This window comes from Streptomyces sp. VNUA24 (assembly GCF_029167005.1).
Taxonomy (GTDB): domain Bacteria; phylum Actinomycetota; class Actinomycetes; order Streptomycetales; family Streptomycetaceae; genus Streptomyces; species Streptomyces scabiei.
Genome location: NZ_CP119143.1, coordinates 1,975,608 through 1,997,237 on the forward strand (window position 1 = coordinate 1,975,608; position 21,630 = coordinate 1,997,237).

Below are 21,630 nucleotides of genomic sequence, written 5' to 3' on the forward strand. Positions count from 1 at the left end.
TCTCGTCGCAGGGGCCTTCCGTCCCCCGCTCGCACAGGAGTTGCCATGTCCTCCGCTGAGTCCGTCTCCCCCCGTATCACCGCCCTGGACGTCCTCGACGTGCGGTTCCCCACGTCCGAGCATCTGGACGGGTCGGACGCGATGAACCCCGAACCCGACTACTCGGCCGCCTATGTCGTTCTGCGCACCGACTCCGGAGACGGACTGGAGGGCCACGCCCTGGCCTTCACCACCGGACGCGGCAACGACGTGCAGGCCGCCGCCATCGCGGCGCTCGCCCCCCATGTGGTCGGCCTGTCCGTCGACGAGGTCTGCGGCGACCTCGGCGCGTTCTCCCGCTCCCTGGTCCACGACCCCCAACTGCGCTGGCTGGGACCGGAGAAGGGCGCCATCCACATGGCCACCGGAGCCGTCGTCAACGCGGCCTGGGACCTCGCCGCCAAGCGCGCCGGCAAGCCCGTGTGGCGTTTCCTGGCCGAGATGTCGCCGGAGGACCTGGTCGCCCAGGTCGACTTCCGCTGGCTGTCCGACGCCCTCACGCCCGAGGAGGCACTGGAGATCCTGCGCGGCGCCGAGCCGGGCCGCGAGGAGCGCACCGCCCGCCTGCTGGAGCGCGGCTACCCCGCCTACACCACCACGCCCGGCTGGCTCGGCTACTCCGACGAGAAGCTCGCCCGCCTGGCCCGCGAGGCCGTCGCCGACGGCTTCACCCAGATCAAGCTGAAGGTCGGCGCGGACCTGGAGGACGACGTACGCCGTATGCGCACGGCTCGCGCGACCGTCGGCGACGGTATCCGGATCGCGGTCGACGCCAACCAGAGGTGGGACGTCCAGCCCGCCATCGACTGGATGCGGGAGCTGGCCCCCTACGACCCGTACTGGATCGAGGAGCCCACCTCGCCCGACGACATCCTCGGCCACGCCGCCGTCCGCCGGGCCGTGACCCCCATCAAGGTCGCCACCGGCGAGCACATCGCCAACCGGGTCGTCTTCAAGCAGCTCCTCCAGGCCGGCGCGGTGGACATCGTGCAGATCGACTCCGCCCGGGTCGGCGGCGTCAACGAGAACCTCGCGATCCTGCTGCTCGCCGCGAAGTTCGGGGTGCCGGTCTGCCCCCACGCGGGCGGGGTCGGCCTGTGCGAGATGGTCCAGCACCTGTCGATGTTCGACTACGTCGCCGTCTCCGGCACCACCGAGGACCGGGTCATCGAGTACGTCGACCACCTGCACGAGCACTTCGTCGACCCGGTACGCATCGCCGCCGGCCACTACCTGGCGCCCGAGCGCCCCGGCCTGAGCGCGGAGATGCACCCCGAGTCCCTGAAGGAGTACACGTACCCCGACGGCCCGGTCTGGTCCGCCCGTGTCTGACACCGCGGCGCTGGTGGACGCCCACCATCATGTGTGGGACCTCGCCCACCGGCCACAGCCCTGGCTGGACGAGCCCGGCCACGAACCCATCCGCCGCACCTTCGGCACGGACGACCTGCGCACGGCCGCGACCCGGCCGATCGCCGGCCGCTCACTGGGCAGCACCGTCGTCGTCCAGTGCGTCACCTCCGTGCCGGAGACCCGCGAACTCCTCGCCCTCGCCGGGCGGGACCCCCTGATCGGGGCGGTCGTCGGCTGGGCCGACCTGACCTCCCCCGCCATCGGCGACGTGCTCGACGAGCTGCGGGCCGGTCCCGGCGGCGGACACCTGCGGGCCGTACGGCACCTCGTCCAGGGCGAGCCCGATCCGGGTTGGCTACAACAGCCTTACGTGGAGAGGGGGTTGCGGGCCGCCGGTGAACGCGGACTGGCATACGACGTGCTCATCCGCAGCCACCAGTTCGGCCAGGCGGTCCAGCTGGCGGAGCGCTTCCCGGACCTGCCGCTGGTCCTCGACCACGCGGGCAAGCCGCCCATCGCCGGAGGCGAACTGGGCGACTGGGAAAGGGAGTTGCGGAGGCTGGCCGCGCACCCTCAGGTGCGCTGCAAGGTCTCGGGACTGGTCACGGAGGCCGACCCGCAGGGATGGACGATCGACGACATCCGCCCCGTGTGGGGCGTCCTGCTGTCCGCCTTCGGCCCCGAGCGGCTGATGTTCGGCTCGGACTGGCCGGTCTGCGTCCTCGCGGGCGGCTGGAACCGGTGGGCGGCCACCGTCGAGGAGCTGTTCGACGGCTGCTCCGCCGCCGAGACGTCAGCGGTCCTCGCCGACACCGCGACCGCCTTCTACCAGCTGAACTCCCCTGCCCCGAAGACCCCTTGACGAGGAAGGAGGGCACTCCGTGCTCCTGACCGACCTGCTGCACCCCGGAATCCTGGAAGCCCTGGCCGGCGCCGGCCACGGCTCCCGTGTGCTGCTCGCCGACGGCCACTACCCGGCGAGCACCGCGACCGGCGAACGCGCCCGGATCGTCCACCTCAACCTGGCCCCCGGCCTGTTGGACGTCACCACCGTCCTGGACGTCCTGCTGCGGGCGATTCCCATCGAGTCCGCGCACGTGATGGTGCCACCGGAGGGCGAACCGGAGCCGCCGGCCATCGCCGAGTACCGCGACCGTCTGGCCCCCGTCCCGGTCGGGACGCTCGGCCGCTTCGAGTTCTACGACGCCGCCCGCTCCTCCGACGTCGCGCTGGCGATCGTCACCGCCGACACCCGTACGTACGCCAATCTGCTGCTGACGATCGGCGTGCGCGCCGAAGGGACCCTGATCTCACGATGACTCTCGCTGTCCGTTATCTGTCCGCCCGCACCCTGGACACCGCTCCCGCCGCCACCGCCACGCCCGGTCCCGGCGAGGTGGAGGTGGCCCCCGCCTTTGTCGGGATCTGCGGTACCGACCTGCACATCTTCCACGGCGACATGGACGCCCGCGTCCAGACACCCGCCGTTCTGGGGCACGAGATGTCCGGCCGGATCGTCCGCGTCGGCGACGGTGTCGAGGGCTGGGCGCCCGGGGACGCGGTCACCGTGATGCCCCTGCGCTGGGACGACACCTGCCCCGCCTGCCAGGCCGGCCACCAGCACATCTGCCACCACCTCGACTTCATCGGCATCGACTCCCCCGGCGCCATGCAGCAACGCTGGACGGTGCCTGCGTCCACTCTCGTCCGCCTGCCCGTCTCCGTCCCCCTCGACCACGCCGCGCTCGTCGAGCCCACCGCCGTGGCCGTCCACGACGTCGGCCGCGCCGCCGTGCGTGACGGCGAGAAGGTCGTCGTGGTCGGCGGCGGACCCGTCGGCATCCTCATCGCCCTCGTCGCCCGCAACGCCGGAGCGGACGTCCGCGTCGTCGAACTCAGCCCCCACCGGCGGCTCCTGGCCGAAGACCTCGGCCTTGCCACGTGGGACCCGTCCGCCGCCGACGTCACCGCACTCGTCAGCGAGTGGACCGGGAACGCGGGCGCGGACGTCGCCTTCGAGGTGTCCGGCGCCGCCGGTGGCGTCGACACCGCCGTCGACGTCCTCGGCGTGCGGGGCCGGCTGTGCCTGGTCGCCATCCACCCCCGCCCCCGCGAGATCAACCTCCACCGCTTCTTCTGGCGCGAACTCACCCTCGTCGGCGCACGGCTCTACGACCGCACCGACTTCGAGAAAGCCGTCGCCCTCGTCGCCGACGGCACCATCCCCGCCGCGAAACTCATCAGCAAGACCGTGCCCCTCACCGAGGCACCGGCCGCCTTCGAAGCACTCGAATCAGGCGGAGACGTGATGAAGATCCTCGTCGACTGCACCACGGAAACCCAGGGGGCCGGCGCATGAGCCTGTTCGACCTCACCGGGAAGCTCGCCGTCGTCACCGGCGCCCGCCGCGGCATCGGCCGCGCCATGGCCCGCGCCCTCGCCGAAGCCGGCGCCGACATCATCGGCGTCAGCGCCACCCTCGAAAACACCGGCAGCGACATCGAAAAAGACGTCCACGCCACCGGCCGCACCTTCGAAGCCCTCCGCACCGACTTCGCCGACCCCGACGCCGTACGAGCCCTCGGCGCAGACCTCGCCGGACGCGAGCGCCCCGTCGACATCCTCGTCAACAACGCCGGCACCATCCGCCGCGCACCCGCCACCGAACACACCGACGCCGACTGGGAGTTGGTACTCCAGGTCAACCTCACCGCCCAGTTCGCCCTCACCCGTGCAGTGGGGGCCGCGATGGTCGCCCGCGGCCACGGCAAGATCATCTTCACCGCCTCCCTCCTCAGCTACCAGGGCGGCATCACCGTCCCCGGCTACACCGCCGCCAAACACGGCATCACCGGACTCACCAAAGCCCTCGCCAACGAATGGGCACCCCACGGCGTCAACGTCAACGCCCTCGCCCCCGGCTACATCGCCACCGACAACACCCAAGCCCTCCAGGACGACCCCACCCGCAGCAAAGCCATCCTCGACCGCATCCCCGCCGGACGCTGGGGCAACCCCGACGACCTCGCCGGCGCCACCGTCTTCCTCGCCTCCGACGCCGCCACCTACATCCACGGCACCACCCTCCCCGTCGACGGCGGCTGGCTCGGCCGATGACCACCCACCTCACCGAGCTGCTGGCCGGCGCCCGGATCGTGCCGGTTCTGACCGTGCCCGATCCGGCCACCGCCGCTCCCCTGGCCGACGCCCTGGCCACCGGCGGCGCGCACTGCGCCGAAGTCACCTTCCGCACGACGGGCGCCGAACAGGCCGTGAAGACGATGGCCGCACACGGCGGGCTGGTCGTCGGCGCGGGCACGATCCTCACCCCCGAACAGGCGGAACGTGCCGTGGCGGCCGGGGCGCGCTTCGTCGTCTCCCCCGGCCTCGACGACGACGTCGTCGCGAAGTGCCGGGAACTGGGAGTGCCCGTGGTCCCCGGCGTGGCCACCGCCACCGAGCTGATGCGGGCCCTGCGAGCCGGTGTGGACACGGTCAAGCTGTTCCCCGCCGAGGCGATCGGCGGCCTGCGAACCCTGCGCGCACTCGCGGCGCCCTTCCCGCAGGCGCGTTTCATACCGACCGGCGGCATCGGCCCCGACCTGCTGGCCGGCTACCTCGCCGAGCCGTCGGTCCTGGCCGTGGGCGGCAGCTGGATGGCCACGCCCGCCCACCTCGAACACGGTGAGTACACGGAGATCAGCCGCCTGACCGCCGAAGCCGTGCGGCGGAGCACTCGCAGCACCCGGAGCACCTCATGACCGACGTACTGGCTCTCGGCGAGGTCATGCTGCGACTCGACCCCGGCGAGGGACGCATCCGCACCACCCGCACCTTCCAGGTGTGGGAGGGCGGCGGCGAGTACAACGTCGTCCGCGGACTGCGCCGGTGCTTCGGGCTGCGCACCGCCGTCGTCACCGCCCTCGCCGACAACGCCGTCGGACACCTCGTCGAGGACCTCATCCTGCAAGGAGGCGTCGACACCTCCTTGATCCGCTGGACCCCCGACGACGGCATCGGCCGCACCGCCCGCAACGGCCTCAACTTCGTCGAGCGCGGCTACGGCATCCGCGGCGCCCTCGGCGTCAGCGACCGCGCCCACACCGCCGCCTCACGACTCCGCAAGGGAGACGTCGACTGGGACAGCGTCTTCTCCGGCGGTGTGCGCTGGTTCCACACCGGCGGGATCTTCGCCGGTCTGTCCGACACCACGGCCGACGTCGCCGACGAAGCCATGACAGCCGCCCGTCGTCACGGCGTCACCGTCTCCTACGACCCCAACTACCGCCCCAGCCTCTGGACCGGCCGCGGCGGCCCCGACCGCGCCCGCGAGACGGACCTCCGCCTGGCCCGCCACGCCGATGTCGTCACGGGTGCCCTCGGCCTGGCCGGTCCGCGCCCGGGCGAGGTCCAGGTCCTCGCCGACGAGGTGGGGGACGCGCTCGCCGAGGTCGCCTCCCGGGTCCCCTCCGCGAACGTGCTGGCGACGACCCTGCGCGCAGTGCCCTCGGCCGGGGTCAACGACTGGGGCTCGGCCGCCTGGTCGCCCGGGACCGGCCTGGTCACCGGGCCCCGGATGCCCGGACTGCACGTCCTGGACCGCATCGGCTCCGGCGACGGCTTCGCCGCCGGACTCGTGTACGGCCTCCTCACCGGCACCACCCTCGAACAGGCCCTCGCCTACGGCACCGCCCACGGCGCCCTGGTCATGACCACCCCCGGGGACGTCTCCATGGCCTCACTCGCCGAGGTCGAGGCCCTGATCGCGGGCACCTCGGCCGCCGTCAGGCGCTGACCCGCCCATCCGCAACAGTCGTAGTCGTCTTCACCAGGAGCACAGTTGAGGCATCGGACCCCAGGTAGCCGGAAGATCACGAACACCTCCGTCGAACTCACCGAACTCGGCTTCGGAGCCTCCGTCATCGGCAACCTCTACCGCGAGACCACCGCCGATGACGCGTCGGCCGCTGTCGATGCCGCCTGGGACGCGGGCATCCGCTACTTCGACACGGCCCCGCACTACGGGCTGGGCCTGTCCGAACTGCGCCTGGGAGCCGCGCTGCGGGACCGTCCGCGCGGCGAGTACGTCGTCTCCTCCAAGGTCGGCCGCCTCCTCGTCCCCAACGAGGCGCCCCGGGGCGTCGACTCCGAGGGCTTCGTCGTCCGGGACGACCTGCGCCGGCAGTGGGACTTCAGCCGCGACGGCGTCCTGCGGTCCATCGAGGAGACCCTGCGCCGCACTGGCCTGGACCGACTCGACATCGTCTACCTCCACGACCCCGACGACCACTGGCAGCAAGCCGCCGACGAGGCCATGCCCACCCTCGCCGACCTCCGCGACCAAGGCATGATCGGCGCCATCGGCGCCGGCATGAACCAGTCCGCCATGCTCGCCCGCTTCCTGCGCGACACCCCCGCCGACATCGTCATGCTCGCCGGCCGCTACACCCTCCTCGACCAGACCGCCCTCGACGACGTCCTCCCCGCCGCACACGAACACGGCAAGAGCGTCGTCGCCGTCGGCGTCTTCAACTCCGGCCTCCTCTCCCGCGACCGCCCCGCCGAAGGCATGAAATACGACTACCAGGACGCCCCCACCGCCCTCGTCGACAGGGCACGAGCCATCGCCGACATCTGCGCCGCCCACGGAACGACCCTGCCCGCGGCCGCCATCGCCTTCCCACTAACCCATCCCACTATCATCAATGTCACCCTCGGTATGCGGACTGCGGAACAGGTCGGACGGAACGTGGAACTCCATCAGCGGCACCTCCCCGACGAGCTCTGGGACGATCTCCGGGCCCAGGGGCTGATCAGGTCGGACGTGCCCGGCAGGGGCGGTAGCGCGAGGAGTTCGCAATGTCTCTGACGGACAGGGCCATCGACCAGATCCGTGAGCTGATCCGCACGGGTGCGCTGCCGCCGGGATCGAAGCTGCCCCCGGAACCGGATCTCGCGGCGCAACTAGGCCTGTCCCGCAACCTCGCGCGGGAGGCGGTCAAGGCGCTGGCCGTGGCGCGGGTCCTGGAGGTCCGTCGCGGAGACGGCACCTACGTCACCAGTCTGCAGCCGAGCCTGCTGCTGGAGGGGCTGGGCGGCGCGGTGGAGCTGCTGCAGGGCGACTCGGCCGCGCTGCAGGACCTGATGGAGGTGCGCCGCCTCCTCGAACCCGTCGCCACCGGGCTGGCCGCTCTGCGGATCGGCGACGATCAGCTGGCCGAGGTCAAGGGGCACCTGGACGCCATGCGTGACGCCCGCGACGACGTGGAACTGCTCAACCGGCACGACGCCGCCTTCCACCGTGCCGTGGTCGCGGCGACCGGCAACGAGACCCTGCTGACCCTGCTGGAGAGCGTCTCGGGCCGTACGCTGCGCGCCCGGATCTGGCGTGGCCTGGTCGACGACGAGGCCGCGGGCCGGACCCTCGCCGAGCACGAGGCGATCTACGCGGCCCTGGTCACCCGCGACTCGGGCCTCAGCCAGGCGGCGGCCCTGCTGCACGTGAGCAACACCGAACGGGCCCTGCGGGAACACCTGCGTTCCAACCGGCACCTCAACTACGGGGCGCCCGCCCAGAGCTGACGGGCGTCGGCGCCGGTGTCGGCGTCGCGCACGGCCGGGGGGTCACCAGGGGGTGTAGGGCGGGGTGGACTGCTGTGCGGGGGCGTGGTCCCCGCCGTCGTGCCGGGCGCGGGCGGACGCGGGGGCGGTCCGGCTCCAGTCGTCGTCACCGAGCACCATGTCGGGGTCGAACATGACGATGACCGCGGCGATCAGGAGGACGACGAGCGGGCCCGCGAGCATCGCCAGCAGGAACGACAGCAGGTCGGCGGAGGACTGCGAGACGGCGGACGGGCCGGCGAGATGGACGGAGACGGCGGCCATGCCGGTGTAGTGCATACCGGTGACGGCGACACCCATGACCAGGCTCGCTCCCAGGCTGGCCCAGAGCGTATGGATGGAGACGGCGGCCCAGAGCGCCGCCGTGGCGGCGACGACGGCGATGAGGACGGACAGGACGACGGTCAGGGTGTCGTAGTGGACCGTGCCGCTGGTGTGGACGGCGGCCATGCCGAGGTAGTGCATGGCCGCGACGCCGAGGCCGGTGACCGTGCCGGCCGTCGCCAGGGTGGTCGGGGAAGCGCCCCGGTAGCCCACGAGGAACACGCCGAGGGAGACGACACCGATGGCGACCGCGAGGCTCAGGACCGTCTTCGTCAGGTCGTAGGTGACGAGCGTGCCCTGCACGCTGAACCCGATCATGGCGATGAAGTGCATGGTCCAGATGCCGCAGCCGATCGAGATCGCGCCGAGGCACAGCCATCCGGCCCTGCGCTGCGGTCGCCGCAGCGACCGCGTCGTGCAGCGCAGACCGAGCGCGGCGCCGAGGCATGCCATGAGGTAGGCGGCGACCGGGGTCGCTGCGCCGTAATAGAAATTGGAGACAGTGGCGTTCAACGCGGGTTCCCTTCTCAGGCATGCCGGCAGGCGGCGGCGAGGCACGGGTGTGTCGGCACAGTGGTGTGGCGCACCGACTGAAGACGCCCCCCTGTCCCTCTCCCCCGACGCACGAGCGGTGCGTCTCGGCCTGGTTGACACCTGTCACCGGACCACGCGAGAACTCCGTCTCAAGGCAGAGGGGGTGGGCCGGTCGACAGGTTCGAGCCACCTGGCCGGATGTCCACGATTCAACCACACGGGTCGTACGGTCTGTCCACATCGCGGTCCCCCTCCGATGCGGAGTCAGGCGTGACGCTCGACACCGTGCGCGGGGGACGTCTCCGGGCGAACGCGAACCGCCGGCGCGGGGTACGCGCCGGCGGGACGGTGGACGAGGGGACGGTGGACGGGGTCGAGGGCCGGGGGGCCTAGGCCGGTGTGAGGCCGAGGCGTTCCGCGAGTTCGTGGGCGTCGATGCCGTACGTCTCCCGGACGCGTACGCCCTCGGAGCCGACGTCGAAGACCCCGTGGTCGGTGTAGACGCGGCTGACGCAGCCGACTCCGGTGAGCGGGTAGGTGCAGCGGGGGACGAGCTTCGGCTCCCCGGAACGGGTGAAGAGCGTCATCATCACGTAGACGTCCTTGGCGCCGATGGCGAGGTCCATGGCACCGCCGACGGCGGGGATGTCGTCGGCTGCGCCGGTGTGCCAGTTGGCCAGGTCGCCGTCGAAGGCGACCTGGTAGGCGCCGAGGACGCAGACGTCGAGGTGGCCGCCGCGCATCATGGCGAAGGAGTCGGCGTGGTGGAAGTACGCGGCCCCCGGCAGCTCGGTCACCGGCACCTTGCCGGCGTTGGTCAGGTCCGGGTCGATCGCGTCGCCCTCGGCCTTCGGCCCCATGTTGAGCATGCCGTTCTCGGTGTGCAGCACCACCCCGGAGTCGGCCGCCAGATGGTCGGCGATCCGGGTCGGCTGGCCGATGCCGAGGTTGACGAAGGCACCGGCCGGGATGTCGCGGGCGATGACGGCGGCCAGTTCGTCCGTGGAGAGCCGGTGGTCGGCGGTCCTCGGCACGGCGGCGTACGCCTGTCCGCGGGACGTGGTGGTCATCGGGCCCCCTGCACGGTGTAGCGGCGGGCCTCCACCTGGACGACCCGGTCGACGTAGATGGACGGCGTGACGACGGCCTCGGGGTCGAGCTTCCCGGCCTCGACGACCTGCTCCACCTGGACGACGGTCGTCGTCGCGGCGGTCGCCATGACCGGGCCGAAGTTGCGCGCGGTCCTGCGGTAGACGAGGTTGCCCAGGGTGTCCGCCGTGTGGGCGCCGATCAGCGCGTAGTCGCCCTTGATCGGGTACTCCAGCAGGTACGTGCGGCCGTCGATCTCCCGTACCTCCTTGCCCTCGGCGAGCGGTGTGCCGACCGCGGTCGGGCAGTAGAAGGCGCCGATGCCGGCACCGGCCGCGCGCATCCGCTCGGCCAGGTTGCCCTGCGGCACGACCTCCAGTTCGACCTTGCCCGCGCGGTAGAGGCCGTCGAAGACCCAGGAGTCGGCCTGGCGCGGGAAGGAGCAGAGCACCTTGCGCACCCGGCCGGCGGCGAGCAGCGCGGCCAGCCCGACATCGCCGTTGCCGGCGTTGTTGGAGACGATGGTGAGGTCCTTGGCGCCCTGCCGGATGAGCGCGTCGATCAGGTCGAACGGCATCCCGGCCATGCCGAAGCCGCCGACGAGGACGGTGGAGCCGTCCTCGACCCCGGCGACCGCGGCGTCGGCGCTCTCGACGATCTCCGCCCGGCTCATGCCGTCTCCCCCGTCGCGTCGCAGTTCTCCAGGACGACGGCCAGCCCCTGGCCGACGCCGATGCAGATCGCGGCGACGCCGTAGCGCCGTCGCGTCTCGCGCAGCACCTTGGCCAGGGTGGCGAGGACGCGCCCGCCGGAAGCGCCCAGCGGGTGGCCGATCGCGATGGCGCCGCCCTTCTGGTTGACGAGGGCGGGGTCGATCTTCCAGGCGTCGAGGCAGGCGAGCGACTGCACGGCGAAAGCCTCGTTGATCTCGACCGCGCCGACCTGGTCCCAGCCGATCCCGGCGCGGGCCAGCGCGCGGTTCGCGGCCTCGACCGGTGCGTAGCCGAACGCCTCCGGTTCCAGGGCCATCACACCGCGGCCGGCGATCCGGGCGAGCGGGTCGGCGCCGATGGCGGCCGCGGCCCGCTCGCTGCCCAGCAGGACGGCGGAGGCGCCGTCGTTGAGCGGGCTGGCGTTGCCGGCGGTGATGGTGCCGCCCTGTTCCGGCGTACGGAACGACGGCTTGAGCCCGGCCAGCACCTCCGGGGTCGATCCGGGCCGGATGCCCTCGTCGCGGGTCAGGTCGGTGCCCTCGACCGGCACCACGAGGTCGTCGTAGAAGCCCGACTCCCATGCCTGGTGGGCGAGTCGGTGGGAGCGGGCGGCGAACTCGTCCTGCCGCTCGCGGGAGATGCCGAAGCGTTCCCCGAGCCGCTCGTTGGCCTCGCCGAGGCTGACCGTCCACTCCTTCGGCATCCGCGGGTTGACCAGCCGCCAGCCGAGCGTGGTCGAGACCGCGGTGACATCGCCGGCCGGGAACGGCTTCGCCGACTTGGGCAGCACCCACGGCGCCCGGGTCATGGACTCCACTCCGCCGGTCAGCACCACGTCGGCGTCCCCGGACTCGATCGTGCGGCTGGCCGTCATCGCCGCGTCGAGGCTGGAGCCGCAGAGCCGGTTGACCGTGGTGCCGGGCACGCTCACCGGGAGCCCGGCGAGCAGCGCCGCCATACGGCCGACGTTGCGGTTGTCCTCGCCGGCGCCGTTGGCGTTACCCCAGACCACGTCGTCGATCGCGGCGGGGTCGAGGCCCGGCACCCCGGCGAGTGTCGAGGTGATCGCGGCGGCGGCGAGGTCGTCGGGACGGACCCCGGACAGCTTGCCGTTGAAGCGGCCGAAGGGCGTCCGGGTCGCGGCGTACAGGAAAGCACTCATGGCAGCGACGCTACTGCCCGGCCACAATATTCTGAAGTACGCATATCCCGACCGATTGATATGGACGACATATGGATCTGCGGCATCTCCGGTACTTCGTGGCGGTGGCCGAGGAGCGTCACTTCGGTCGCGCGGCCGAGCGGCTGCACATGGCACAGCCGCCGCTGTCCCAGCAGATCCGCCGCCTGGAGACCGAGCTGGGCGTCGAGCTGCTCCACCGCACCACCCGCCGGGTCGACCTCACCGAGGCGGGCCGGGCCTATCTGGAGCGGGCGCGCGCGATCCTCGCCGAGGTCGACGAGGCCGCGCACCACGCGCGCCGGGTCGCCGCCGGCGCGGTGGGCCACCTCGCGATCGGCTGCGTGGGCTCGGCGACGTACAGCCTCCTGCCCACGCTGTCGCGGCGGCTCGCCGAGGAGCTGCCCGGCGTCGACTTCTCCTTCCGCGGCGAGATGCTGGCGCCCGACCAGGTCGAGGCACTGCGCACCGGCGCGATCGACGTGGCGTTGCTGCGCCCCCCGGTGGCCGGGCCGTCCGTGACCGTGCACGCGCTGCGCCGGGACCGGCTCGTGGTCGCCGTCCCGGTCGACCATCCGCTCGCCCGCCGCAGACGGCTGCGCGTCGCGGACCTCGCCGGCGCCGATCTGATCGTGCACTCCGCGGACCGGCGGTCGGTGATGTACGGCGTGGTCGTCGGGCTCCTGCGGGACGCGGGCGTCGAGCCGCACGTCCGCCACGAGGTGGGCGAGACGTCGACGCTGGTCACGCTCGTGGCCGGGGGACTCGGGGTCGCCGTGGTGCCCGAGCCGGTGACCGCGCTGGCGCTCGACGGCGTGGCCTACCTGCCGCTGGCCGGGGCCGACGCGAGGGTGGAGCTGGCCGTGGCCCACCGCGCCGAGCGCGCCGAACCGCATCTGGAGCGCACCGTGGGGATCATCCGGGCGATGTTCTGACCGGGCGCGCGGCGGCGGTCCGAGGTCGGGGGCGCCTGTCGTGGTCCGCGACGGCGGTTCCCGGACCACAATGAGCCATCGACGCACCGGGGAAAGGACCTTCCGTGGCCGACTACTCACTGGCACTCGACGACTCGGAGATCGCGCGCTACCGGCTCATGGCCGACCTCGCCGAGCGGCGGGAACGCGAGCTGTGGACCGCCGCCGGGGTGGTGTCCGGGGCGCGGATCGCGGACGTGGGGTGCGGGCCGGGCGCGCTCTCGGTGCGGCTGGCGGACATCGCCGCCCCCGGGGGCGGCGTCTGGGCCGTGGACCGCGACGCCGGCGCGCTGGCCGTCGCCGCCGCGCTCGCCGAACGCTCCGGCGTTCCCGTGCACACCTCCACCGGCTCCGCCGACGCCACCGCGCTGCCCGTGGGCACCTTCGACGTGGTGATGCTCCGGCACGTCCTCGCCCACAACGGCGGCCGGGAGCAGGCGATCGTGGACCACCTGGCCGAGCTGGCCCGGCCCGGCGGCGGCACGGTGTACCTCGTCGACATCGACGCGACCGCCTTCCGGCTGCGGGGCGCGCCCGCCGCGTGGGAGGAGATGAGCGAGCGCTACCTCGCGCTGCACCGGCGTCAGGGCAACGACCTGGCCGTCGGCACCCGGCTCGACGAACTGCTCACCGCGGCGGGCCTCGACGTCGGCGTCTACGAGGGGCACATCAACGTCATGACGCCTCCGCCCGGCATGCGGGGTCCCGCCTGGGCCGCCCGTGACACCCTGCTCGCCGAGGGCCTGGTCACCCCGGACGACCTCGCCCGCTGGGACGAGGAGTTCCGGGCTGCCGAACGGTCCCTGTCCGGCCTGCGTTTCTTCGGCAACACCTATGTCGCCGTGGGGCGGCGCGCCTGAACTCCGCCCGGTGCGGCGCCCGTCGGGGCTCACTCGAAGGAGCAGCCCGGGTTCGGGGCGTCCTCGGAGAACGGGGAGCCGTGCGGGAGGACGTAGAGGACGCGCAGGACGAGCGGGGTGTCGCCGAGGTTGCGGCCGATGTGGACGTAGTCCGCTCCGGCCGGTTCCCGGATGGTGTCGCCGGGGTGGTAGACGCCGTCGGTCTCGCAGGTGGAGTCGTAGTGGCTGAGGGTGCCCCGCTCGACCACGCCGTACAGCGGCCCGTCGTGGTAGTGCCAGCCGGTGGCCTGGCCGGGCGGGACGGTGACCTCCCGCAGGATGTAGTCCGTGCCGTGGACGGTGACCTGACTGATCACCCGGCCCGAGACCCCGGGGCCCGCGGGCGTGGCGTGGGCGGTGCCGCCCGTCACGAGGGCGGCGGCGGTCACCGCCCCGGCGACGGCGGTGCGGAGCGTACGGCGCATGGTGCCTCCTGCGGGGCGGTCACGACGGCGGTTGCCGCCGTGACCCTAGGCCGCCGCGGGCGCCGTCGGCGACGGAACCCCGCAGATCTCTCCGTTTCCCGACGGAACTCGACGCGTTCTCGCCGTCAGCCGACGCCCCGGTCGCGCCCGGACCAGTACGGCTCCCGCAGCTTGAACTTCTGGATCTTCCCGGTCGCGGTGCGGGGGATGGCGTCCCGGAACTCGACGCTCGTCGGGGCCTTGAAGCCCGCCATCCGCTCCTTGCAGTGGGCGATGATCTCCGCCTCGGTCACCGTCGCGCCCTCGGCGCGGACGACCAGTGCCTTGACCGTCTCGCCCCAGCGGGCGTCCGGCACGCCGATGACCGCGACCTCGGCGACCCCGGGGTGGCCGAAGACGGTGTCCTCGACCTCGATGGACGACACGTTCTCGCCGCCGGTGATGATGACGTCCTTCTTGCGGTCCGAGATCGTCAGATGGCCGTCTTCCGGATCGACGCTCCCGCCGTCGCCCGTGTGGAACCAGCCGTCCTCCAGGACGGCGGCCGTCTCCTCGGGCTTCTCCCAGTACCCGTCGAGGACCACGTTGGACCGTGCCAGCACCTCACCGGAGTCCGCCACGCGCAGCCGCACACCGAGCGCGGGCAGCCCCGCCCGCGACAGCTTCCGGGCCCGCTCCTCGCCCCGCAGCGCGTCGTCCGCGGGCCGCGCGCGGTTGAACGTCAGCAGCGGGGAGGTCTCCGTCAGGCCGTAGATCTGGGTGAACTCCCAGCCCAGTTCCTCCTCGACCCGCTGGATCGTGCGGCTGGGCGGCGGCGCTCCCGCGCACACGATCCGCACCCGGTCGCGTCCCGGGACCGGGCCCTCCCAGCCCGCCGCCGCGTCCAGCACCGCGTTCCACACCGCCGGCGCGCCGCACATCAGTGTCACACCGTGCTCGTCCACCCGGCGCAGGATCTCGGCGCCGTCGACCTTGCGCAGCACCACCTGCGCGGCGCCGAGGCCGGCCATCACGAACGGCATGCCCCAGCCGTTGCAGTGGAACATCGGCAGCGTGTGCAGGTACACGTCGCGCTCCCAGGCCCGGGTGTGCAGGCCGAAGGTGAGGGCGTTGACCCAGATGTTGCGGTGCGTGAGCCGGACCCCCTTGGGGCGTGCGGTCGTGCCCGAGGTGTAGTTGATCGTCGCGGTGGCGTCCTCGTCCGGCCGTGACCAGGGCCTCGGTTCCACGCCGAAGCGCATCAGCTCCTCGTCCGTCCGCTCCCCCAGGGTGAACCGGTGGGCCACCTCCACCCCGGCGACGGTGTCCTCGACCTCCGGATCGGCGAGCAGCACCGAGGCACCGCTCTGACGGACCACGTACTCGATCTCCTCCGCCTTCAGCCGGAAGTTGACCGGAACACAGATACGCCCACTCATCGGCACAGCGAACAGAAGTTCGAGCAGTCGGGCCGAATTGTGGCTGACCACCGCCACCCGCTCGCCCTCCCCCACCCCCAGGGCGTCCAGCCCCGCCTGCCAGGCCCGCACGCGCTCCCCCAGCCGCCCGTACGTCGAGGGCGGCACCGGCACCGCGGGCTGGTCCGGCTCGTCGATCACCCCCGGGCTGTCGGCGAACCCCAGCTCCGCCCTGTCCAGGAAGTCGGCCATCGTCATAGGAACGCGCATCTGTCTCCCACTCCCCTGCATCCGGCCCGGCACGGACCAGGAAACCCCATCCCGTACGGGTGGCGGCAGAGGCCGGCGCCATGGCGTGTCCCGGGGCGATCGCACCCGCGCAGATGTGCACCGGTGATGCTTATGTGAGCATTTGTGGGGAACTCGGGGTGCGCAGCGGTCGTCGGTGGGGCTTCGGCCCGGCGGGCGGCCTCGGGCGACGGACGAGGGAGTGACCGTGACCGTTCGTGTGGGCGTAGAGGAAGAGTTCCATGTTCTGGACGCGGAAAACGGGCGGCTGGTGCCAGGAGCCGGCGCGATTCTCGGCCGGCTCGGCGGACCGGAGTTCAAGGCCGAGCTGCAGCGGTCGGCGGTGGAGTGGAACAGCCCGGTGCACGCCTCGCTGGAGTCCCTGCACACGGACCTGACCGGAGCGCGGCGCCGGCTGGCCGCCGCGGCCTCCGGGCTCGGACTGTCCGTCGTCGCGGCCGGGACCGTACCGCTGGCGCGGCTCACGCCCGGTGACACGACCCCGGACTTCCGCTACCGGTACATGGCCGAGGAGTACCGGCGGGTCGCGGACGAACATCTGGTGTGCAGCGCGCAGGTCCACGTCGACGTGCCCGACCGGGACACCGCGGTACGGATCATGTGCGCCGTCTCGCCCTGGCTGCCCCCGCTGCTGGCCCTGTCCGCCAGCTCGCCGTTCTGGCTGGGCGCGGACACGGGATACGCGAGCTGGCGCACGATGCTGTGGCAGCGCTGGCCCACCGCCGGGCCGGTCGGCTGCTTCGCCACGGCCGCCGAGTACGACGCCGCCGTCCGGGGCCTGATCCGCTCCGGCGTGATCAAGGACTCGGGAATGGTCTACCACGACCTCCGGCCGAGCGAGCACCAGCGAACCCTGGAGCTGCGCATCTGCGACGCCGGCCCGCGGCCCGAGACGGTCGTGCTCGTCACCGGACTGTTCCGGGCCCTGGTCGAGGACGCCCGGGGCCTGCTGGAGCGGGAACCGGAACGGGTGTGCGAGGGCGGGCACGAGTGGCTGCGGGCCGCCGTGTGGCGTGCAGCCCGCTCCGGCCTGGAGGGCGACCTGGTCGACCCCGTCACCCGAGGCGCCGCCCCCGCGCCGGCCGTCCTGCGCGGGATGCTCCACCGGCTGCGGCCGGCCCTGGAGGCCGCCGGCGACTGGGACACCGTGCCCGCCCTCCTGGAGGAGGCCCTGGCCCGGGGCAGCGCGGCACACCGGCTGCGCCGCGTGGCCGCGGAACGGGGGCTGCCGGCCTGCGTCGCCACGCTGGTCGCCGAGACCCGCGGGGAGCACGGGCGGCGCCCCGCGGCCAAGGCCGTACGCCGCCCCGTCACGGTGGCCGACGCCGCCCCTCCCGGGGCTCCGGCGCCGTTCTCGGTGGGGACCCTCGGCGGCTGAACCCTGAGCGGTCATGCAGGAAGGCAGGCACCCGCCGTCGCCCCCGATGACACACCCCGGAGCGGGGAAACCGGACGGAAAGGCCGTCCTCCGCCCGTGGTGCGGTGCCGCCCGCGATCAAGGAGAGTGGCTCGCATGCCCAGCAGCAACACCGACACGCACGCGAATCCGAGCGGCTCGTCCGCGCTCGTGGGTCCGCCCCCGAGCGCGGCCGGGGGCCGGCCCCTGCGAGGGGGTGCGGCCTGATGTGCGGCCTGAGCGGAGAGATCCGCTTCGACGGCGGACGGCCCGATCTGGCGGCCGTGGAGCGCATGACCGACCGTCTCGCTCCGCGGGGACCGGACGGCAGGGGCCTGTGGTCCCAGGGCCCCGCCGCGCTGGGGCACCGTCGGCTGAAGATCATCGATCTGTCGGAGCACGGCGCCCAGCCGATGACCGACCCCGAGGCGCGGATCGCCGGTGTCTTCAACGGCTGCGTGTACAACTACCGGGAGCTGCGCACGGAACTGCGCGGTCTCGGCCACCGCTTCTTCTCCGGTTCCGACACCGAGGTGGTGCTCAAGGCCTACCAGCAGTGGGGAACCGCCTGCGTCGACCGCTTCTACGGCATGTTCGCCTTCGTCATCGTCGAACTGGACACCGGGCGCGTGGTGCTGGCACGTGACCGGCTGGGCATCAAGCCGCTGTACCTGGCCGAGGCGCCGGGTCGGCTGCGGTTCGCCTCCTCGCTGCCGGCCCTCCTGGCGGGCGGCGGTGTCGACACCTCGCTCGACCCGGTCGCGCTGCACCAGTACATGAGCTGGCACGCCACCGTCGCCGCGCCCCGCACCGTCCTCAACGGCGTACGCAGGCTGCCCGCCGCCACCGTGCGCGTCGTCGAGCCGGACGGCGGCCACCGCGACCACTGCTACTGGCGGCCCTCCTACACCCGTCGCCCCGAGCACGCGGGGATGGACGCGGACGACTGGCGGGACGCGGTCCTGGACGCGCTGCGCACCGCCGTACGCCGGCGCATGGTCGCCGACGTGCCCGTGGGCGTCCTGCTGTCGGGCGGTCTCGACTCCAGCCTGATCGTGGCCCTGCTGGCCGACGAGGGGCAGCGCGATCTCGCGACGTTCAGCGTGGGGTTCGAGTCCGAGGGCGGCGAGAGCGGTGACGAGTTCCCCTACTCCGACCTGGTCGCCCGGCACTTCGGCACGGACCACCACCAGCTGATGGTTCCCTCGGACCGGGTGTCGACGGCGCTGGACGCGGCGATCGAGGCGATGAGCGAGCCGATGGTCAGCCATGACGTGGTGGCCTTCCATCTGCTGTCGGAGCAGGTGGCTAAGGAGGTCAAGGTCGTCCAGAGCGGGCAGGGCGCCGACGAGGTCTTCGCGGGCTACCACTGGTACCCGGACATGGCCGCCGTCGCACGCGAGCGGGCGCACGAGGCGTACGCCGACACGTACTTCGACCGCTCGCACACCGATCTCGCCGGGATCCTGCGGCCCGGTCTGCTGCCCGGCCACGACGTGTCCGGCCGCTTCGTGACGGAGCACATGGCCCGCCCGGGTGCCGAGACCGCGCTCGACGCGGCGCTGCGGCTCGACGCCGAGGTGATGCTCGTCGACGACCCCGTCAAGCGGGTGGACAACATGACCATGGACTGGGGGCTGGAGGCCCGCGTCCCCTTCCTCGACCACGAGCTGGTGGAGCTGGCCGCCGCCTGCCCGCCGGAGCTGAAACTCGCCGACGGCGGCAAGGGCGTCCTGCGGGCCGCGGGCCGCAGGGTCCTGCCGTCCGCGGTCGTCGACCAGCCCAAGGGCTACTTCCCCGTACCCGCCGTCAAGCACATGGCGGGACCCGTGCTGAGCCGCGTCCGCGAGGCCATGACGGCGCCCGAGGCCAGGTCGCGGGGCGTCTTCCAGGACGCGTACGTGGAACGGCTGCTGGCGGCGCCGGACGAACACCGCACCCGGCGCGGGGCGAACCAGTTGTGGCAGGTGGCCCTGCTGGAGATCTGGCTTCAGACGCACGGAATCAGCTGACCGGCGTGCGGGAGACCCAGAACCCGTACCCCGCGGCGGACGCCGTGTCGCGTCCGCTGCCGGGCCGCCCCTCCCGCGCCCCCTCCCGCGCTTCCGTCGGCGAGGACGCCGTCGACGGCGTGCCCTGGCGGGTCGAGGAGCACGGCACGGCCTCGGCCGCCGGGGTGAGGGCCGCACCCCCGACGACGTCCGCCACGGTTCCGGCGCCGTCGCAGGTCCCGCTGCCCGACAGCGCCGGCCCGCTGGACACGCCCCAGCCGCTGAGGTCCCACGGCTGCTGGTATCCGTCGGTGGACCCGAGCGGCGCGTACGTCGCCTTCATCTGCGACCGCGGGGGCGTGCCGCAGCTGTGGAGCGGCCCGGTCGGCGGAGACGAGGTCCATCTGCTGGACTCCGATCCCCATCCGGTCAAGGAGGTGGCCTGGTCGCCCGACGGCCGCTGGATCGCCTACACCACCGCGCCGGGCGGCGGCGAGCACACCCGCGTGCTGTGCGTACGCCCCGACGGCACCGGGCGCCACATCCTGGCCGGCGCCGAGCCCGGCAGTTCCGCGTACCTGGGCTGCTGGCAGCACGACGGCTCGGCCCTGGCCGTCACGGTCGCCGAGCCGGTGCCCGCGCCGGGCGAGGCCGAGGCCGAGGAGTGGCCGGCCCTCACGGAGCCCGGCCTCGCCGACCCCCGGACGTACACGGCCCGCCGCCCGCCGGGGTGGGCCGCCCGGGACGGCCGGGCGGTGCTGCTGGGCGGCCCGCACCACGGCGACGCCGGTCCCGCCGCCCACACCGTGGACGCGCCGGAGGGGGAGGCCGGCGGGGCCGCCCACGGCCCGGCGAATCCGCCCGGACCCGGTGCGTCGCCCGCCTCGTCGCCCGGACCGGACGCGGCTTCCTCCGACGCGGCCGGCGGCGGGCTGGCCGCCTATCTCGTCGATCCCCTGGGCGTGGCGGCCCCCGCCCTGCTGGCGGTCGAGCGTGGCGCCGCGACGCTGCGCGTCTGCGACATCAGCCGGGACGGGCGACTGGCCCTGGTGCGCCGGGGCCCGCGCGGGCGCCGTGAGGCCCTCGTCGTGCGCACCACCGATCTGCGGACCACCTTCGCCCTCCCGGTCGCCGACGGGGACCCGTGGATCGGCCGGTTCTCCCCGGACGGCGCCACGCTGTGGCTGCGCAGCGACGCGTCCCGCGAGTTCGCGGCGCTGTTCGCCGTCCGTCTGGACCCCGGCGGGGAACGGCTCGGGCTGTCCGTCGCCGCGGAGCGCGAGGACTGCGGACTGGAACTGCTGGCCTTCGGGCACGACGGGCGTACCGCGGCCCTGTCCTGGAACGTGCGCGGGGCCAGTGAGCTGGAGGTCACCGCCGTCACGGCGACCGCCGGCGAGGACGCCCGGACGGGGCCGCGGCAGACGGTGGCGCTGCCGCACGAGGTAGTGACCCGTATCCCGCGGGTCGGCGGCGGCGCGGGACTGGTGCTGGCCCTGTCCGGCTCGCAGCGCCGGCCGGGCGTGTGGTGGTTCGCCGACGGTACGGCGCGGCGCACGCCGTGGTCCTCCCGCGACGAGGACGCCGTGCCGCCCGGCCGGCCCCCCGTGCGTCCCGTTCCGCTGCGGCTGGCGGCGCGCGACGGGCTGCCGCTGAACGGCTGGTACTACCGGGCGCCGGGCCGGGGTTCCGGGGTGCCGGCGCCCTGTGTCCTGCATCTGCACGGCGGCCCGGAGGAACAGGAGCGCCCGGTCTTCAACCCGCTCTACCACGAACTGCTGGGCCAGGGTGTGGACGTCTTCGCGCCGGACGTGCGCGGCTCGTCGGGGCACGGCCGGTCGTTCGTCGACGCCGACCTCGGCACCGGCCGGTTCGCCGCGATCGAGGACGTCGCCGACTGCGCGGCCCACGTCGTCCTGAGCGGCCTCGCCGACCCGCGACGGCTGGCCGTGATGGGGCGCTCGTACGGCGGCTACCTGGTGATGGCCAGTCTGGTGTGGCACCCGGACCTCTTCCGCACCGGTGTCGCGGCCTGCGGCATGTCCGACTTCGCGACCTTCTACGCCGGCACCGAGCCGTGGATCGCGGAGTCGGCCGCGCACAAGTACGGCCATCCCGAACACGACCGTGCGCTGCTGCGCGCGCTGTCCCCGATGACCCGGGTCGACGCGCTGCGGGTGCCCGTCCTCACGGTCCACGGGGAGCACGACACCAATGTGCCGCTCGGCGAGTCCGAGCAGTTCGTCCGCGCGGCCCGCGAACGCGGTCTGGAGGCCGAACTGCTGATGCTCCGCGACGAGGGCCACGACTTCCTGCGCGCGGACAGCCGCCGGCTCTTCCGCCGGACCGCCGCCGACTGGATCCAGCGGCACATCGCGGAGTGACA

At 73.1% G+C, this 21,630-nt stretch carries 20 protein-coding genes; 14 read left to right on the forward strand and 6 right to left on the reverse strand.

Translation table 11 applies throughout. The features are described from left to right. Positions 1–45: 45 nt before the first annotated feature. The 9 genes from PYR72_RS08260 to PYR72_RS08300 are packed head-to-tail and all read left to right on the forward strand — an operon-like array spanning position 46 to position 7,974. Positions 46–1,371: an L-fuconate dehydratase gene (locus PYR72_RS08260; RefSeq protein ID WP_275454670.1), complete on the forward strand. Its 1,326-nt coding sequence runs from the start codon at positions 46–48 to the stop codon at positions 1,369–1,371. Next, positions 1,364–2,254: an amidohydrolase family protein gene (locus tag PYR72_RS08265; protein WP_275454671.1), complete on the forward strand. Its 891-nt coding sequence runs from the start codon at positions 1,364–1,366 to the stop codon at positions 2,252–2,254. The genes PYR72_RS08260 and PYR72_RS08265 overlap by 8 nt, the downstream gene beginning before the upstream one ends. A 19-nt stretch (positions 2,255–2,273) precedes the next feature. Then, complete coding sequence (locus tag PYR72_RS08270; protein WP_275454672.1) at positions 2,274–2,711, forward strand: RbsD/FucU domain-containing protein; 438 nt, start codon at positions 2,274–2,276, stop codon at positions 2,709–2,711. Beyond that, positions 2,708–3,751 (forward strand): alcohol dehydrogenase catalytic domain-containing protein, encoded by a 1,044-nt coding sequence (locus PYR72_RS08275; RefSeq protein ID WP_275454673.1) that lies wholly within the window; start codon positions 2,708–2,710, stop codon positions 3,749–3,751. Before PYR72_RS08270 ends, PYR72_RS08275 begins: the two co-directional genes overlap by 4 nt. Continuing rightward, positions 3,748–4,509 (forward strand): SDR family oxidoreductase, encoded by a 762-nt coding sequence (locus PYR72_RS08280; RefSeq protein WP_275454674.1) that lies wholly within the window; start codon positions 3,748–3,750, stop codon positions 4,507–4,509. Before PYR72_RS08275 ends, PYR72_RS08280 begins: the two co-directional genes overlap by 4 nt. Beyond that, the gene (gene eda, locus PYR72_RS08285) at positions 4,506–5,153 is read left to right on the forward strand and encodes a bifunctional 4-hydroxy-2-oxoglutarate aldolase/2-dehydro-3-deoxy-phosphogluconate aldolase (protein ID WP_275454675.1); all 648 of its coding nucleotides are present in this window, start codon (positions 4,506–4,508) and stop codon (positions 5,151–5,153) included. The genes PYR72_RS08280 and eda overlap by 4 nt, the downstream gene beginning before the upstream one ends. After that, positions 5,150–6,187: a sugar kinase gene (locus PYR72_RS08290; RefSeq protein ID WP_275454676.1), complete on the forward strand. Its 1,038-nt coding sequence runs from the start codon at positions 5,150–5,152 to the stop codon at positions 6,185–6,187. Before eda ends, PYR72_RS08290 begins: the two co-directional genes overlap by 4 nt. A gap of 45 nt (positions 6,188–6,232) precedes the next feature. Next, positions 6,233–7,261 carry an aldo/keto reductase gene (locus PYR72_RS08295; protein ID WP_275454677.1) on the forward strand — a complete coding sequence of 343 codons (1,029 nt, stop codon included), beginning with the start codon at positions 6,233–6,235 and terminating at the stop codon, positions 7,259–7,261. Next, positions 7,252–7,974: a FadR/GntR family transcriptional regulator gene (locus PYR72_RS08300; RefSeq protein WP_275454678.1), complete on the forward strand. Its 723-nt coding sequence runs from the start codon at positions 7,252–7,254 to the stop codon at positions 7,972–7,974. The genes PYR72_RS08295 and PYR72_RS08300 overlap by 10 nt, the downstream gene beginning before the upstream one ends. A 42-nt stretch (positions 7,975–8,016) precedes the next feature. Here the strand turns inward: PYR72_RS08300 and PYR72_RS08305 are convergent, their stop codons facing one another. The 4 genes from PYR72_RS08305 to PYR72_RS08320 form a co-directional block, all read right to left on the reverse strand. Further along, the gene (locus tag PYR72_RS08305) at positions 8,017–8,850 is read right to left on the reverse strand and encodes an MHYT domain-containing protein (RefSeq protein ID WP_275454679.1); all 834 of its coding nucleotides are present in this window, start codon (positions 8,848–8,850) and stop codon (positions 8,017–8,019) included. Positions 8,851–9,260: 410 nt separating this feature from the next. Then, on the reverse strand, positions 9,261–9,941 hold the full coding sequence (locus PYR72_RS08310) for a 3-oxoacid CoA-transferase subunit B (RefSeq protein ID WP_275454680.1): 681 nt from the start codon (positions 9,939–9,941) through the stop codon (positions 9,261–9,263). Next, positions 9,938–10,633: a 3-oxoacid CoA-transferase subunit A gene (locus PYR72_RS08315; protein ID WP_275454681.1), complete on the reverse strand. Its 696-nt coding sequence runs from the start codon at positions 10,631–10,633 to the stop codon at positions 9,938–9,940. Before PYR72_RS08315 ends, PYR72_RS08310 begins: the two co-directional genes overlap by 4 nt. Further along, positions 10,630–11,835: a thiolase family protein gene (locus PYR72_RS08320; protein ID WP_275454682.1), complete on the reverse strand. Its 1,206-nt coding sequence runs from the start codon at positions 11,833–11,835 to the stop codon at positions 10,630–10,632. Before PYR72_RS08320 ends, PYR72_RS08315 begins: the two co-directional genes overlap by 4 nt. Before the next feature lie 71 nt (positions 11,836–11,906). On the opposite strand from PYR72_RS08320, the gene PYR72_RS08325 reads away from it, so the two are divergent. Both PYR72_RS08325 and PYR72_RS08330 read left to right on the forward strand, forming a co-directional pair. Continuing rightward, complete coding sequence (locus PYR72_RS08325) at positions 11,907–12,788, forward strand: LysR substrate-binding domain-containing protein (protein ID WP_275454683.1); 882 nt, start codon at positions 11,907–11,909, stop codon at positions 12,786–12,788. 104 nt (positions 12,789–12,892) lie between these two features. Next, positions 12,893–13,687 (forward strand): methyltransferase domain-containing protein, encoded by a 795-nt coding sequence (locus PYR72_RS08330; RefSeq protein WP_275454684.1) that lies wholly within the window; start codon positions 12,893–12,895, stop codon positions 13,685–13,687. A gap of 29 nt (positions 13,688–13,716) precedes the next feature. On the opposite strand, the gene PYR72_RS08335 is transcribed toward PYR72_RS08330, so the two are convergent. Continuing rightward, positions 13,717–14,151: a cupin domain-containing protein gene (locus PYR72_RS08335; RefSeq protein ID WP_275454685.1), complete on the reverse strand. Its 435-nt coding sequence runs from the start codon at positions 14,149–14,151 to the stop codon at positions 13,717–13,719. A gap of 125 nt (positions 14,152–14,276) precedes the next feature. Continuing rightward, complete coding sequence (locus PYR72_RS08340; protein ID WP_275454686.1) at positions 14,277–15,818, reverse strand: AMP-binding protein; 1,542 nt, start codon at positions 15,816–15,818, stop codon at positions 14,277–14,279. Positions 15,819–16,044: 226 nt separating this feature from the next. Here PYR72_RS08340 and PYR72_RS08345 point away from each other — a divergent pair, with 226 nt between their 5' ends. The 3 genes from PYR72_RS08345 (at position 16,045) to PYR72_RS08355 (ending at position 21,628) form a co-directional block, all read left to right on the forward strand. After that, on the forward strand, positions 16,045–17,235 hold the full coding sequence (locus PYR72_RS08345; protein ID WP_275454687.1) for a YbdK family carboxylate-amine ligase: 1,191 nt from the start codon (positions 16,045–16,047) through the stop codon (positions 17,233–17,235). A 245-nt stretch (positions 17,236–17,480) separates the two neighbouring features. Beyond that, entirely contained in the window at positions 17,481–19,265 is a 1,785-nt protein-coding gene (locus PYR72_RS08350; protein WP_275454688.1) for an N-acetylglutaminylglutamine amidotransferase, read from the forward strand. Positions 19,266–19,270: 5 nt separating this feature from the next. Then, positions 19,271–21,628, forward strand: a complete 2,358-nt coding sequence (locus PYR72_RS08355) for a prolyl oligopeptidase family serine peptidase (RefSeq protein ID WP_275454689.1) — start codon at positions 19,271–19,273, stop codon at positions 21,626–21,628. Positions 21,629–21,630: the final 2 nt, after the last annotated feature.

Excerpts from the sequence above, each read along its gene's own strand:
- PYR72_RS08320 (WP_275454682.1), bottom strand. The coding sequence starts at position 11,835 with ATGAGTGCTTTCCTGTACGCCGCGACCCGGACGCCCTTCGGCCGCTTC.
- PYR72_RS08260 (WP_275454670.1), top strand. The coding sequence starts at position 46 with ATGTCCTCCGCTGAGTCCGTCTCCCCCCGTATCACCGCCCTGGACGTC.
- PYR72_RS08275 (WP_275454673.1), top strand. The coding sequence starts at position 2,708 with ATGACTCTCGCTGTCCGTTATCTGTCCGCCCGCACCCTGGACACCGCT.
- PYR72_RS08335 (WP_275454685.1), bottom strand. The coding sequence starts at position 14,151 with ATGCGCCGTACGCTCCGCACCGCCGTCGCCGGGGCGGTGACCGCCGCC.
- PYR72_RS08340 (WP_275454686.1), bottom strand. The coding sequence starts at position 15,818 with ATGCGCGTTCCTATGACGATGGCCGACTTCCTGGACAGGGCGGAGCTG.
- PYR72_RS08325 (WP_275454683.1), top strand. The coding sequence starts at position 11,907 with ATGGATCTGCGGCATCTCCGGTACTTCGTGGCGGTGGCCGAGGAGCGT.
- eda (WP_275454675.1), top strand. The coding sequence starts at position 4,506 with ATGACCACCCACCTCACCGAGCTGCTGGCCGGCGCCCGGATCGTGCCG.
- PYR72_RS08290 (WP_275454676.1), top strand. The coding sequence starts at position 5,150 with ATGACCGACGTACTGGCTCTCGGCGAGGTCATGCTGCGACTCGACCCC.
- PYR72_RS08280 (WP_275454674.1), top strand. The coding sequence starts at position 3,748 with ATGAGCCTGTTCGACCTCACCGGGAAGCTCGCCGTCGTCACCGGCGCC.
- PYR72_RS08310 (WP_275454680.1), bottom strand. The coding sequence starts at position 9,941 with ATGACCACCACGTCCCGCGGACAGGCGTACGCCGCCGTGCCGAGGACC.
- PYR72_RS08350 (WP_275454688.1), top strand. The coding sequence starts at position 17,481 with ATGTGCGGCCTGAGCGGAGAGATCCGCTTCGACGGCGGACGGCCCGAT.
- PYR72_RS08300 (WP_275454678.1), top strand. The coding sequence starts at position 7,252 with ATGTCTCTGACGGACAGGGCCATCGACCAGATCCGTGAGCTGATCCGC.
- PYR72_RS08315 (WP_275454681.1), bottom strand. The coding sequence starts at position 10,633 with ATGAGCCGGGCGGAGATCGTCGAGAGCGCCGACGCCGCGGTCGCCGGG.